The organism is Microcoleus sp. FACHB-68, from assembly GCF_014695715.1.
Taxonomy (GTDB): Bacteria; Cyanobacteriota; Cyanobacteriia; order Cyanobacteriales; family Oscillatoriaceae; genus FACHB-68.
Map to the genome: position 1 here is coordinate 413,159 of NZ_JACJOT010000006.1, position 14,521 is coordinate 427,679.

At 46.2% G+C, this 14,521-nt stretch carries 12 protein-coding genes; 8 read left to right on the forward strand and 4 right to left on the reverse strand.

Annotated elements, in window-relative coordinates; translation table 11 throughout:
* Positions 1-153 precede the first annotated feature (153 nt).
* From H6F73_RS06380 to H6F73_RS06405, 6 genes are all read left to right on the forward strand, one after another.
* The gene (locus H6F73_RS06380; RefSeq protein ID WP_190757944.1) at positions 154-348 is read left to right on the forward strand and encodes a hypothetical protein; all 195 of its coding nucleotides are present in this window, start codon (positions 154-156) and stop codon (positions 346-348) included.
* A 7-nt stretch (positions 349-355) separates the two neighbouring features.
* A complete protein-coding gene (locus H6F73_RS06385) occupies positions 356-1,105 on the forward strand; it encodes a class I SAM-dependent methyltransferase (RefSeq protein WP_190757945.1) in 750 nt (249 codons plus the stop codon).
* A gap of 134 nt (positions 1,106-1,239) precedes the next feature.
* Positions 1,240-2,103, forward strand: coding sequence for a cobalt-precorrin-6A reductase (locus tag H6F73_RS06390; protein WP_242072349.1), 864 nt, complete (start codon positions 1,240-1,242; stop codon positions 2,101-2,103).
* A gap of 738 nt (positions 2,104-2,841) precedes the next feature.
* A complete protein-coding gene (locus H6F73_RS06395) occupies positions 2,842-5,946 on the forward strand; it encodes a right-handed parallel beta-helix repeat-containing protein (RefSeq protein ID WP_190757946.1) in 3,105 nt (1,034 codons plus the stop codon).
* Between the two features lie 720 nt (positions 5,947-6,666).
* Positions 6,667-7,671, forward strand: a complete 1,005-nt coding sequence (locus H6F73_RS06400) for an RNA polymerase sigma factor, RpoD/SigA family (protein WP_190757947.1) — start codon at positions 6,667-6,669, stop codon at positions 7,669-7,671.
* 266 nt (positions 7,672-7,937) lie between these two features.
* The gene (locus H6F73_RS06405; protein ID WP_190757948.1) at positions 7,938-8,456 is read left to right on the forward strand and encodes a hypothetical protein; all 519 of its coding nucleotides are present in this window, start codon (positions 7,938-7,940) and stop codon (positions 8,454-8,456) included.
* Positions 8,457-8,491: 35 nt separating this feature from the next.
* Here H6F73_RS06405 and cobO read toward each other — a convergent pair whose 3' ends face one another.
* Entirely contained in the window at positions 8,492-9,160 is a 669-nt protein-coding gene (cobO, locus tag H6F73_RS06410) for a cob(I)yrinic acid a,c-diamide adenosyltransferase (protein WP_190757949.1), read from the reverse strand.
* Positions 9,161-9,595: 435 nt separating this feature from the next.
* Here cobO and H6F73_RS06415 point away from each other — a divergent pair, with 435 nt between their 5' ends.
* Positions 9,596-9,859 carry a hypothetical protein gene (locus H6F73_RS06415; RefSeq protein ID WP_190757950.1) on the forward strand — a complete coding sequence of 88 codons (264 nt, stop codon included), beginning with the start codon at positions 9,596-9,598 and terminating at the stop codon, positions 9,857-9,859.
* 145 nt (positions 9,860-10,004) lie between these two features.
* A complete protein-coding gene (glp, locus tag H6F73_RS06420; RefSeq protein ID WP_190758339.1) occupies positions 10,005-11,267 on the forward strand; it encodes a gephyrin-like molybdotransferase Glp in 1,263 nt (420 codons plus the stop codon).
* 198 nt (positions 11,268-11,465) lie between these two features.
* Here glp and H6F73_RS06425 read toward each other — a convergent pair whose 3' ends face one another.
* The 3 genes from H6F73_RS06425 to H6F73_RS06435 form a co-directional block, all read right to left on the reverse strand.
* Positions 11,466-12,242 carry a calcium-binding protein gene (locus H6F73_RS06425; RefSeq protein ID WP_190757951.1) on the reverse strand — a complete coding sequence of 259 codons (777 nt, stop codon included), beginning with the start codon at positions 12,240-12,242 and terminating at the stop codon, positions 11,466-11,468.
* A gap of 96 nt (positions 12,243-12,338) precedes the next feature.
* Positions 12,339-13,205 (reverse strand): alpha/beta hydrolase, encoded by an 867-nt coding sequence (locus tag H6F73_RS06430; protein WP_190757952.1) that lies wholly within the window; start codon positions 13,203-13,205, stop codon positions 12,339-12,341.
* A gap of 130 nt (positions 13,206-13,335) precedes the next feature.
* Complete coding sequence (locus H6F73_RS06435) at positions 13,336-14,400, reverse strand: anthranilate phosphoribosyltransferase family protein (protein WP_190757953.1); 1,065 nt, start codon at positions 14,398-14,400, stop codon at positions 13,336-13,338.
* Between the last annotated feature and the right edge of the window lie 121 nt (positions 14,401-14,521).

Below are 14,521 nucleotides of genomic sequence, written 5' to 3' on the forward strand. Positions count from 1 at the left end.
AGTACCGGCCCGCAGGTCAATCCGCGTAGTCACGCTATTGCAGCGAAGGGTTTGAGCCGGGTTCGCTGTGATCTACTCTTACCCTAATGGTCAGATTCGGCTTGATGTTTTCAATCTTAATTTCTTTAGTCATTTTGGGAATAGATTGTAATTATGGGTCAGTTTATCTTTTTCGCCTTGCTAGTAGGTTATGGAGTGGGGATGTGGAAGTTTTGGAAGGGGTTTGAGCGCACAAATTTTGATCGCACGCTACCCAACCGAGTCAGGTTAGCGCTGTTGTGGCCGGTGCTGTGGGCGGCAAATCCGTCCTATCGCAAGAACTTTACTAAGGCACTAAAGGGCCGGTAATGAACTGATGTCTAAAAAGCGCGATTTGTCGGTTCAGGGCGGTAAAGATAGTCCGTCGGAACGTTCCTATGATTTCAGCCTGACATCAGATAACTGGCAATCTCAATTGTCTCAGGTGGCTTTGCGCTTTAACCGGCAGTATCGAAAAGAACCTTTCGATCTGCCGGCGGAAGTTGAAGCGATGCCGATTTTTCACGAGTGGGCTGCCGGTACTTTGCAAGCTAAAATTGTTTCTCCTTTCTGGGAAATTGCCCAACCCCAAAAGAATCAACGCTGCTTGGATATTGGCTGTGGTGTTAGCTTTTTAATCTATCCGTGGCGCGATTGGGAAGCCTATTTTTACGGCCAGGAAATCAGCACTGTGGCGCGGGAGGCTTTAAATGCCCGTGGCCCCCAACTTAATTCAAAATTGTTTAAAGGGGTAGAACAAGGGCCGGCGCACCAGTTAAAATACGAGCCGGCTCAGTTTGATTTGGCAATTGCGACGGGTTTTAGCTGTTATTTCTCTCTGGAATATTGGGATGCGGTGATGGCTGAGGTTAAGCGGGTGCTTAAACCGGGTGGTTTTTTTGTTTTTGATGTGCTTGATCCAGAGGCACCTTTATCGGAAAATTGGGCGATTTTAGAAACTTATCTGGGGGCTGAAGTGTTTCTTGAACCAGTAGCGGATTGGGAAAAAACGATAAAAGCTGCCGGTGCTCAGATTGTTAAGCGACAGCCGGGGGAGTTATTTCAATTGTATAAAACTCGATTTTAAGGAGTGCTTTGTTTCTGTGCCGGTGCTAAGGTTTTTGTCAGGGTTAAGATTTTTTAACCGCAGATTCCGCAGGTGAAACCCGAATGTGCTTTGCTCGTCATAGGAGTTCCACCTGCCTCCGCAGATAAACGCAGATGAATGCAGATGTTTATGATAGTCTGATGTGCCGGCATCATAATGGTCGCATCTGGCTGGTTGGCGGAACTCAAGAAAGTGCGACTCTGGCTAGAATGATTGCTCAGGAGCAATGGCCTTGTACTGTTTCTGTCACTACAGAAGCCGCTACAGCTTTGTATCCATCAGCACCTCTGTTGCGTGTGCGGGTTGGCAAATTGGACGCAATTGAGCTAGCGCAATTTTTGCAAGCCGAGTCAATTTCTGTAATTTTAGATGCTTCCCATCCCTACGCGGTCGAAGTTTCTAAACTCGCTATTGCGGCTGCTTGTCAATATCAAATTCCTTATTTGCGTTACGAACGCCCAAGGTTAGATTTAATCTCCCGCGCCGATCATCCAAATTTTTCTGATCAGGGTCGGGAAAATTCCCAAACTTACATTTGCTTAGACAGTTTTGACACGCTGTTAAGAAGTGAAATTTTAACAGGACAGCGAGTGCTGTTAACTGTCGGATACCGGACTTTACTTTTATTTCAACCTTGGCAAGATAAATGCACCCTATTTGCCCGGATTTTGCCTTCTGTGCCGGCGCTAGAGGCAGCTTTGGCGGCTGGTTTTACGCCTGATCGTCTGATTGCACTGCGTCCGCCGATTTCGCTGGATTTGGAGAGATCCCTCTGGCAGCAGTGGCAGATTTCTCTGGTGGTGACAAAGGCATCTGGGGTTGCCGGTGGTGAGGATGTGAAGCGGATCGTTGCCAGTGAGTTGGGTGTGCCGGTGGTGGTGATAGATAGGCCGGCTATTGAGTATCCGCAACAAACGAGTGATGTGGCAACGGCTGTGCAGTTTTGCCGGCAGCATCTTACTCCTTCAAAGTTATAGGTATTTTCTTCCCAAAGATGGCAAGTTTAATATTATTTTTGTTAGATGCCAGATATAAGTTTTATGGTATAATCGCAACGTTATCTCAATTGAGGTTCCAGTCTTGACTGTGTCACACTCAGGCTATAACCTTTGACAGATAACCCGTTTAGGGCTGCATCTACTACTCTACAAAATCTAACTGCTCTGAAAGGCTTGACCTTTTTAAAACTTGAACTTTTGCATCTACTCTACAAACGTTAGGGCAGGTTACTGGACGCGTCCATAATCGACTCAGGCTTTTCTGGTAAAAGCCTTTTTCTTTGCGGATTCCAGGCTTTGAAAATTAGGAATTTATCTCTAAAGCTCTAATATTTTGCCGGCAAGTGTAAATAATAGTGAACGAGCTGGCAAGCGGTCTTTTCATCGCTTAAAGTTCAAGTTAAGACCCAATTCTATTTTAAGAATGGCCGAGCTTGGTAGGCTAGTTTAACTCATCAATACTCCTGTTTAAAAGTAAAAAGCCTCAGTATAAACTCGGTTGTTAGCTCAAAAACTATCGTTTATAAAGGTAATGAATTTTTGCCCTTTAAACACTGATAAATGTAACAAATTCTTGCTAAGGGAACGTTAGCTTTCATTTGTTAGTCAAAACAGTTATAAAAAGTTTCTATTGCCTCTCGATTTGGCCGGAGAGGCGGAATAAGTTTACCCCGATTTAAAGTTAGAACTTTTCATCAGATTTGAGGTGCATCTCTAATGACTTCTCCAGAACTTGCGGCATTTTCTTCGATTTACGACGAAACCTATTACTTAGGACAAAATCTTGATGTCAAAGCAGCGGTTGATGGGGGTGTTTATAGTTCTGGTTGGGAACATTTTTCGTTGCATGGATTGAATGAAAGGCGCAGTCCTAGCGGCGGATTTGATGCAGCTTATTATCTGACGAAAAATGCTGATTTTTTAGAAGCATCGAGCCAGAGAGATTTAATTTTAGCGATTCCAGGGGATGATGTGATCCTCGGCTTGGGAGCTAATGATTATATTAATGGAAACCAGGAAAATGACAAACTCTATGGCAACCAAGGAGATGATATCCTTCACGGGGGTACAGGGAATGATACCTTGCAAGCCGGCCTAGATAATGACCAAGTTTTTGGCGATCTGGGTCATGATTTCAGCTATGGCGAATTGGGGGATGATACGGTTATCGGCAATGAAGGAAGTGATAGTCTTTTTGGTGATGCCGGCAACGATTATTTAAATGGCAATGTAGAGGCAGATAATTTATTGGGCGGTGAAGGAAATGATACCGTGCAAGGAGGGCAAGGGGAAGATAGTTTAAATGGGGATGCCGGCGACGATAGTTTATCCGGCGATCTTGGCAATGATACGATTGCCGGCAATCTTGGTGCAGATACCATTGCCGGTGGTTTGGGAAGTGACCTTTTTGTGATTGGTCAGGGAACCGGCGGCCCTGCTGTCGCGAATGCTGATTTTATCACAGATTTTGTCAATAACGAAGATTTAATTAAGTTAATTGAACCCTTGACCTTTGAGGATCTCAATATTGTTCAAGAGACAGTTGAAAACGTCCCTAATATCATTATTCAAGACAAACTCACCGGCGAGTATTTGGCAGTATTAAAGGGCATTGACGCAGACCAAATTAGCCCGAATGATTTTATCTTTACACCCAAGCCGCTTCCTGAAGTCTTCCCACCTGGTTACTATGTCTCGCCTGCCGGTTCTGATGAAAACCCCGGCACTCCTGAAGAACCTTTCCAAACGATTCAAAAAGCTGCCACCGTTGCTCAAGCTGGAGATACTGTTTACATCAGAACCGGCACCTATCGAGAAAAAATAACTCCCGCTAATTCTGGAACGGCTGAGCAACCCATTGTTTTTAAACCCTACAAAGATGAAGAAGTCATTGTGAGTGGGGCAGACTTAGTAACCAATTGGAATTTACATGAAGGAAATATTTATAAAGCGCCCATGAATGGGGATTTGGGTGAAGGCAATAACCAAATTTTTGTGAATGGGCAAATGATGGTAGAAGCCCGATGGCCAAATATTGATAAAAATCCCGCTGAAGTGACTCGGTTAGATAATGCCGTTTCAGATACGGGAACTGTTAGTAATCCGAACGCGCCGAGAGATGCGATAATCACCGGCACTTATACAGATTCAGATTTAACGCAGTTGGCTAACTTCTGGAATGGCGCAAAAATTAATTTTGTTCCCGGTTTAAATTGGCACCCGCAAACGGGAGATGTCACCAGTTCTGCACCGGGTACAATCAATTTTGACTTTAAATGGGGCGCTGCTGAATTTTATAAACCTCAAGAATCTAATTACTATTATCTATGGGGTAGCTATTCGGCTTTAGATACCGCTAAAGAGTGGTTTTATGATCCCAACTCCACGACCCTGTATCTCTGGGCACCTAATAACGGAGATCCGGCAATCTCTACCGTTGAAGCCAAAGCAAGAATTACGGCTTTTGAATTAAGAGATAAATCTCATATCACGATTGAAGGCATTGATATTTTTGGGGCAAATATCAATACCAACCAAAATAGCAGCCACATCCTTTTAGATAAAATTGATGTGAAGTATGGTTCCCACTCTCAAGTTATTCCGGGTTTATATCTTGTCGGCACTCCCAGTATCAGAATAGCTGGTAATTATAACGAAATTCGCAATAGCCACATCGCCTACAGTTATGATAGTGGCGTCAGAATTGACAAAAACAGTATTGGCACTAAAATCTCCAATTCTGTTATTCACGATACCGCTTATGCCGGCTTAGATGCTGCGCCCATTATGGCCGCCGGCACCCAAACTCAGATCGTCAATAATACCTTGTTTAACAATGGCGCAACACCCCTGATTAATCTCAGGGATCTGGATAACGTCAGCGTTATGTATAACGAAGCCTATAATGGCGGATTACAACTTTCTGATAATGGGGGAATTCTCGCCTTTAAAACAGATGGAAAAGGCAGTCAGATCGCTTACAACGCTGTCCACGACATCAAATCTCTGTTAAATTACGATTTGAGTTACTATGGTGGACCCGGAATTTATCTGGATGAATCTTACAATTTTAATGTGCATCACAATGTTGTTTGGGAAGCCTCTTCAGAAGGACTCGCTTTAAGACCTCGAAGTTCTGGTATCAGTGATCCGGCAATCTTTAACAACATCTACAACAATACGTTTGATGATTCAATCTGGTTCCAACCCACCGGCAACACATTTGCCGGCACTGTTCTAAAAAACAATGTTTATTCAGAATTGAGCAGAACCAAACCAAGAGCTGATATCATATTTGAAAACAACATTGTTGCTGCTGAAACCGATCCAAAATATATCGCGCCGGCAACCCGAAATTATCAACTACAAGGCACTTCTTCTGCCATTGATGCCGGCCAAATTCTACCTCCTTTCACCGATGGTTTTGCCGGTGATGCCCCTGATATTGGAGCCTTTGAAAGTGGCCAACCGGCGTTTATTTCTGGGGCAGTTATTTTAGAAGAAAATATCCCCGCGTTAAAACTCACCTTCAATGAACCTGTAGATGGCAAAGTTTCTGGGACAATAACCGGCTTACCCATTGGCAGAAAACTCCCCGGAAACTTTAAGTTAAAAATTGGCACCTCAGAAGCGAGTGGCAACTTCTTCTCAAGTTATATTGATCCCGTGACACATCTATCCACAGTTGTATTTACAGATGTCGAAATTGGCTCGCAAACAGGCAGCCCACTCGCTTTTGCTCAAATTGGCACCGGCACACCCATTTCCACCCGTCAACGGCTAACTATCCCTGTCGTGTCAACTTCTGTGGAGAATCCTTAATAGGGCATGGAAGAAGAGAGGGCAGGAATTTGTTGCAGTCATGATAGAAAATCTGCACATAATTGATCTGCCCTTTCGCTTTTTCTAAGCTACATATCTGCCATTAATGCAGAGAAACCTATTCAATGACTGGTAGCAGTTTAAAAACGAATTTGTAAAAGCATCTTGTGCAGCAGCCGGTTTTGTCAAAATAACCGCCCTTTATAAGCAAGCTCAACAAACGAATTCCTGGGTGTGCCGGCTGAAATTCAGTGAGCAAAACAACCGTATGGTTATCACCCTATTTCCCGCCTGAAAAGGTTCGGTGATTGCACTCTCCCCTCCTCACCCAGTTCACAATCGCTCGTTCATCATAGAAATAAGGGGGTTTTGCGCTGAGAGAAAATAAGTCTCAGATAAAGAAGAGGCAGGCGCGATCGTAGTTTCTTAAATTTTGGGAAAGCTTGAGAATATCAGACTTGAGAAAGAACCGTGGGGTATTTACGGGAGTCTACAATTGGAATAACATAGAGAAAAGTAAACTCATACCGAGTTCGACTTAAAGATACTCTCAGTATTTATGGTCTGTTGCCAGGGGGGTTGGCCCTAGGTTCGTGCCGATCGCTAGCCCTAAACGAGAGAGCTTATAGAAGCTGCAACCGACTAAACCGCGAGTTCCTGCCCATTAGAGCAGGCAGGTGAATAATAGTTTGTTATACGTTAGGGAGTCACGAGTCACCCATGCCCACTGCAAAAAACCGTACCATGAACGCCAACCCCACTTATATGGGCGCACGGCCATCTGCACCGGCTGATATCGTACGAACCTATCTGCACGAGATCGGGCGGGTGCCGCTGTTAACCCACGAGGAAGAAATTGTCTTGGGTAAGCAGGTGCAGCAAATGATGGCGTTTGTCGAAGCCAAAGAAGCGCTGTCTGCCAAGCTGAACCGCGAACCAAACCAGCAAGAATGGGCTTCTCATGTAGAGATTTCTGAAGCCGAACTCAGTCGAATTCTGTTGGTGGGACAGCGTGCCAAGCAAAAGATGATCGAAGCCAACTTGCGTTTGGTGGTAGCGATCGCTAAGAAATACCAAAAGCGCAATCTGGAGTTGCTGGATCTGATTCAAGAAGGCACACTCGGTTTAGAGCGAGGCGTGGAAAAGTTTGACCCTACGCGAGGGTACAAATTCTCTACTTATGCCTATTGGTGGATTCGCCAAGCGATCACACGAGCGATCGCACAGCAAGCGCGGACGATTCGCTTGCCGATCCATATTACCGAAAAGCTGAACAAAATCAAAAAAGTACAGCGAGAACTGACTCAGCAGCTTGGTCGCAGCGCCACGCCGGCTGAAATTGGTCAAGCTCTAGATTTAGAGCCGGCTCAGATCCGCGAATACCTGACGATGGCTCGTCACCCAGTTTCTTTAGATATCCGTGTTGGAGACAACCACGACACGGAATTGCAAGACTTGCTGGAGGATGAAGCCGCTTCTCCCGAAATTTACACCACCCAGGAATTGCTGCGCCAAGACTTGGAGACGCTGCTGGCAGAATTGACTCCGCAACAACGCGAAGTTATTAGCTTGCGCTTCGGTCTCAAGGATGGCCGCGAGTTGTCCTTGGCAAAAGTGGGTGAGCAACTCAGTCTCAGTCGCGAGCGAGTGCGCCAGCTTGAACACCAAGCTTTAGCCCAGCTACGCCGCCGGCAGGCCAATGTACGCGAGTATTTGGCTAGCTAAGAGCTAGGAGAGGGAGAATTCTTAATTCTCCTAAATCTCTAATCTACTCACCTTTTATATGCGATGTATGGCGGGAATTTTTTTCTCGCCATATTTTTTTATGAACATTTGTAAACATTTTCAGAAATTAAAAGTAACCGAGTTGAAGCCAATGCAAACAGCCAGTGCTGTACCTAGATTCTCATCTAGGATTAATTATTGAAACCTCTAGGGGGACAATCAGGGTGTGCAACAGATTTGTCCACTTTTTTTCATCGAGCCTTCAAATGCTGAACAGTTTCTCTAGGCCGCAAGCGAAGAGAACCCAAGCTTCGGGATTCGTCGCAAAAAGCATATTTGCTACCGTAACTGCTTCCTGCACCCTAGGGGCTGTTGGGATTGAATTGGCTGCGGGGCAAGCGGAACATAAGTTTCGTCTGATTGGTCAATTGCCGCCCGCAGATACCTTCACTGGAACTGAGAGCCAGCTTTTAGCCGATGGAGTTTACCTGTTTGGCGAAGATCCAGAACCGGAACAGGTGGGGAAAGCCTATATGGTATTTGAAGTGCGCCGTGGCCGGCTGATTGGGGCTTTTTATATGCCGAGTTCTTCTTTTGACTGCGTATTCGGCAATGCTCAGTCGGAGCGCTTAGACGTAACCATTGTTAATAGCTACGAACGAACAACTTATCCCTATTCTGTCCCACTTCTGGATTTGCACCCGATCGACAGCTTCAGTGCCAACGACCGGCGCATCCTCAGTACCTGTACAGAAACCTATCAACAGCAAGTCTGGAACCAGTAAAGCAATTTCTACTGTTCTCTGTACTCCTTTAAAACTTAAAACTCAATGCCGGGTTGCGCTTTAACGTTTTGCTCACGGAAGGGATGCTTAATTAAAGTCATTTCAGTTACGAGGTCTGCTTGGTCAATAAGCGCAGCCGGTGCGCCCCTGCCGGTGAGAATCACGTGAGAGTCTGCCGGCTTTTGCTCTAAACCCGCCAGCACTTCTTCAACGCTTAGATAACCAAGTTTGAGCGCTACATTGATTTCATCAAGCAGCACCAGTTTAAATTCAGGATTGCGAATAAATTCCAAACCAGTCTGCCAAGCGTGCTGGGCTTTTTCGATATCACGCTGCCGGTCTTGAGTTTCCCAGGTGAACCCTTCTCCAAGGGCGTGAAACTCTAACTGATCCGCCCACCGGCTAAACACAACCTTTTCCGCCGGCTCCCACGCACCTTTAATAAATTGTACAATTGCCACCCGGTAGCCATGTCCCAGGGAGCGCAGCACCATTCCCAGCGCTGCTGTGGTTTTGCCTTTCCCGTTGCCGGTGTGCACGACAATCAAGCCTTTTTCTTGGGTTCGTGCCGCCAGCCGTTCTTCCTGCACTTCTTTGCGTCGCTGCATCTTCTGCTGGTAGCGATCAGGCGTCAGCGATGTCTCCTCTTCTAGGGTATCGGTTTCCACATCTTGATTCGCGTTGAGTTCGGTATTTGTTTGCATCAGGAGTCTCTATTTTTAGGAAAGTGGGAAAGGGGTGCCGCAATCTGTTTACGTTAAACAGACAGTGAAACTGTTTTACAACTATTTTAGATTTTAAATTTTAGAGGTTCATCTTGGCTTCAAACCAAACTTTATTAGAAATTTCACAAGGAATGGGGCTTTCCCATTTCCTGCAACTTTAAGGCAAAACTGTTGCAGACTCAACTTTATGTCAAAGTGCCGATGGCAATTCATAGCTTGCCGGTTAAGCTTGGATTAAGAATAGATTAAAAAGGGAGGCTCGTTACAATGATCTAACAGAAGCGTCATTGCTATTCACTTCGATCCAATGGCAACCGCCGGCACTCACAACTTCAATCGGCAACGAGTCAGCGCAGCAGTTATCTAATTGCAATATAGCTCAGATACAAAATTTAACAAAAGGTGGATAGACTTATGGTAGAACCCTCTGATTTTTTATCGCCGCGCAGTCGCTTCTACGGCAAATTTACGCCCGAAAACCTGGCATTTGATGCAAATTTACAGGAATTCGCGCAAAAAGTGACGATTATCTGCGCCTTAGAAACGGGAGGTAAGATTTCCCCAGAACAAGCTTATGAAGACATTAAACGGCTTTGGCGTCAACTGAAAAAATCTAAAAAGCAACTGGGAATTGGTGAACCCCCCCCCAATCCCGAAGAGAAGCGGGATGAAACGTGAAGCAGAACTGCCGGTGCGGGGGACAATTGAAAAAGAAGAATTAAGCGAGAGAATTTAAAATATTCTTCGTTCTTAATTTTTCATTTTTCAACTCTCACTTGAGAGTTGAAACAAACGCACAGGTTTGGAAGCAGGGAAGATGGCTATGTTGCCGGTTAAAGAAGCAGAGTCAATCATTTTAGATTTGGTTGAACCTCTCGATCACCAACAAGACGTTGAGGTTGTGGACTTGCTCTCAGCCCACTCGCGCATCCTAGCAGTGCCGGTGATCAGCCGGCTAGATTTTCCTCACTGGGATAACTCCGCAATGGATGGCTATGCGGTGCGCTATAAAGATGTTGTCGATACCAACGCCCAGCAACCCGTACAGCTGGAAATTGTAGAAGAGATTCCAGCCGGCTATAAACCTCAAGTCGTGATTAAACCAGGACAAGCCGCCCGTATCCTCACCGGCTCAATGATGCCAGAGGGGGCAGATACGGTGGTAATCCAGGAAGTCACGCGGCGCGAGGGCAATTGCGTCGTGGTATTAGCCCAGCCGGCAGAATCGGGCGCGTTTGTGCGCCACCAAGGCTCATTCTACAAAGCCGGCAACCCACTGCTGCCGGCGGGAATTGCACTTCAGGCACCGGAAATAGCTGTACTCGCAGCCGCTCAATGTACCCAAATGACCGTATACCGACGTCCCCGTGTGGCGATTATCTCCACCGGCAACGAACTCGTCACGCCTGAGCAACCGCTGCAACCAGGGCAGATTGTAGACTCCAATCAGTATGCTTTAGCAGCCGCCGTGACAGCAGCCGGTGCGGTGCCGGTGCTGTTAGGGATTGTGCCGGATGAACCAGAAGCACTGAGAGATACCATTGCCAAAGCCGTCGCTACTGCTGACGTGGTTCTCTCCACCGGCGGCGTTTCCGTGGGCGATTATGATTATGTTGATGAAATTCTGGCAACTTCGGGAGCCAAAATTCACATCACCTCGGTTGCGGTTAAACCCGGTAAACCCTTAACCGTTGCCACATTTCCCCCGGCTTCCACCCAGCGATCAGTTTTGTACTTTGGTTTACCAGGAAATCCCGTTTCCACCTTAGTAACATTTTGGCGCTTCGTCGAGCCGGCATTGAAAAAGTTAGCCGGCTTATCTAAAGGTTGGCAGCCAGTGTTTTTGCCGGCGCGAACCCAATATGACTTGCGATCAGATGGCAAGCGGGAAAGCTACCTGTGGGGGCAACTGCATTTAATCGATGGCGTGTACAGATTTCAGCTTGCCGGTGGCAGCCACAGCTCAGGGAATTTAATTAATTTAGCCCAAACAACCGGATTAGCCGTCGTGCCGGTGGGCAAAAAATTGATTTCTGCCGGTGAATGCGTGCAAGTGATGCAACTCGGCTTGCCGGTGAGTCATTAAACAGATTCATCTGCCTATCCCTGACGACACACTGCGCCGACATTGGAAATTTGTAGTGCGGGCATCTTGCCCGCTAGCCTTCATTTTAGGAAGCAAGATGCTCCCTGTGACAATATTTTGTAAATCTGGGATGCACCCAGTTTAATTAACCAAACCGGCAGCGAGAGAATTGATTGCGTTTAAAACGAAAATGCCTGCTTAAAAAACCTGAAAATCAGACGAATCAAGGTCTGAAGCACTCACTCGGTAGATAACCGCTAAATACTCGCCGGTTCTGGTAACTTGAATTACAGAATCTCTTGAATCCGTGGGGCTGGTCGCAATCGTTAAATCCCTAACAGTTAAACCATTGGTTAACCCAATCCGATCTCGCCCAACCTGAAAGTCTTCAATTAAATCGTAACCCGTGCCAGTTGCAAATAAAAATAGATCATTACCGTTGCCTCCATTCATATCATCTTGACCAAAGCCGGCAATCAGCGTGTCTTCACCATCTTCACCGCTCATAAAGTCATTGCCGAAATCGCCGGATAGCAGATCATTACCGGATGCCCCGTAAAGAAAATCATCATTTTGACCGCCGTACAAAGTATCATTGCCGGCACCGCCCTCAATATCATCGTTGCCGATATTGCCATTGAGATAGTCGTTGCCGTCCTCTCCATAAACCTGATCATCTCCTTGACCGCACAGGAGAATATCGCTGCCGGTGCCGCCATAAATTACATCATTTCCCTGATTCCCAAACACCCAATCATCACCCGGATTGCCTTCAAAATAATCGTCTCCATCAAAGCCGATTAAGGTATCGTTATTTTCTCCGCCGAATACGTTATCATTACCTTCAGCCGCCTCAATGTAATCATTGCCATCCTGCCCGTAGAGGATATCATCGCCTTGAAAGCCGCGAACCAAGTCAGGTTGGGCGCTGCCTTCGAGCCGGTTGTTGCTATTATCTCCAAATAAATCTGCCATCGCTTAGAACCTGAGAATGCAAGTAACACTCTTGCGATCTTAAGCGATTGCATCAAAATCTCCCATGTATAAAAGCGCGGCTTATACAAACTTTAATCAATTCTGGCTCAAAAACTCACGCATATACTGATTCACCAACTGCGGTTGCTCCTGCTGCACCCAGTGGCTGCAATTGGGAATATAGTGGATTTGAAAATTTCGCACATAAGCTTCTGTGCCGTAAGTTAATTCCTTACCTAGTGCGGTATCCTTTTCACCCCAAATCATTAGGGTTGGAACTTCCAAAATTCCCCATTTCTGCGGTTTGAAAAAGCCCTGAAAAGCGTTGCGGTAGTAGTTGAGCATGGCAGTTAGCGCACCCCGCTTGGCGGCAGCATTTTTGTAAGCTTCAATATCTGCCGGGGAAAACGTGCTTTTATTCACCGCCATACCTGTTAAAGCCGTGCCAATCGCTTGATAATCGTTCCACTGCAACAACGATTCCGGTAACCCCGGCAGTTGGAAGAAAAACACATAGGAACTCTTCAGTAATTGTTGGGGAGTCATGAATCCTTGAGCAAATTTTGCTGGATGGGGAAGATTGAGAATAATCAATTTTTCCACCATTTCTGGATGTGCGTAGGCAAAACTCCAGGCGATTGCCCCTCCCCAATCATGTCCAGCAAGAATGCAGGTTTCATAACCTAAATTTGTGATAATTCCCTTCACATCCTTAATAAATTCCTCCATCATATAAGCGGACTGTTCTTTTGGTTTGTCGCTGTCGTTGTAGCCGCGCAAATCAACGGCAACCACTTTATAATTTTTGGCAAATTCTGGAATTTGATGCCGCCAAGAGTACCAAAACTCTGGAAATCCGTGCAGCATCAGCATTAGCCGGCCTTCCCCTTGGGTGACATAATGAAGTTTCACCCCATTCGTGGTGATATATTCGTGCGTCCAAGAACCTTCTAATACAGACATGAATGTTTCCTCAATCTAATTTATATTTAGATTTTCGAGGATTCTTGAATTTTAGGGTTCTGTTTTAAGGAGGAATTCTCGATTTTTCTGCTAAAAATGTTAACCTTGCCGGCTGATCATAAACATCCGATCAAACTTGCGGAGTCAGTTGCACAGAAGAAACCGCTTTGGTAATTTCCGCTAATTTCTCAGCAACATCACCTTTTGTCAGCATTGCTTCAGCCTCAGCAATTCCCGCCGGCATATCTGCACACACACCACAACGCCACAAATAAAACCCACCATTCCAAATCGCAGACTGCATTAATTCAGAAGGTTTTCCGTGCAAAACTGCCTGCATCTGTTCCACAAGCTGAGCATTAGACTCAAAAGGCAGATCACTGCCATCAAAACCATAATCACGGGGAGGCAGAAGGATGCGCTCAAAAGGTACATTGGGTTCTTGGATGCCAATAATTGCCGTGCGATCGCGGGGTAAATTACAACTGCCTTCTAATCCCTTCACGGTTGTAAACCGCTGGATGCCTCGCAACGCTAAAGCGTCTTGAAACATTCCTTCTGTGGGGGGGTGGACAAATCCTGCAACAATATGAGCCTCGCCGGCATAGGGGCACCAAATCAACTCCAGCGTCGAGAAGGGGGGACGTTTGCCAATTTGGGAACGGTAAGGAACCATTTGATAAGCGTGGGGAAAATGGTTCGGTAGATAAACAAATCCTAGTAGCGTTTTCTCAAAGACGTGCTGAGTTTGCCCGATATCTAGACGATCCCAATTAACGCCCAAACCTTGCCAAATTTCAATCAGAGGAATGCCTTCTTTAGTTGGCATCCGATCGCCGCCATGTAGCACCACCGGCACCCCAGCCGCCGCTAAGATTAAAGCTGTTATCGGAGTCACCGGCGCGTAGCGATCGTGCCCATCATAAGGACAGCCTAAAACCGTTACAGGGCGGCTAAAACCGGCAGGTTGCAATGTTTGTCCGAGTTCACTATAAGCATCCAGCATCCCCGCCAATTCCTCGCCGGTGGGGCGCTTGATCCGGTGGGCGATTAAAAATGCCCCAATCTGCGCCGGCGTTGCTTCTTCTAGCAACATCATCCTCGTTGCGGCGGCTGCCTCTTCACGGCTTAAATTTTTGCCGGTGTGGTTGCCACTGCCTACTTTCCGCAGTAATTCCCTAAATGCGTTGCTCATGCCTGTGACTCCCCCCAACATCTAAATACCATTTTGAAGCTTTGATTGATTTTTGAATCAATCACCTGTCGGCTGTTTCGCAAAATGGTAGAAAACACCAAATCGCCTACGCTCGATTAAA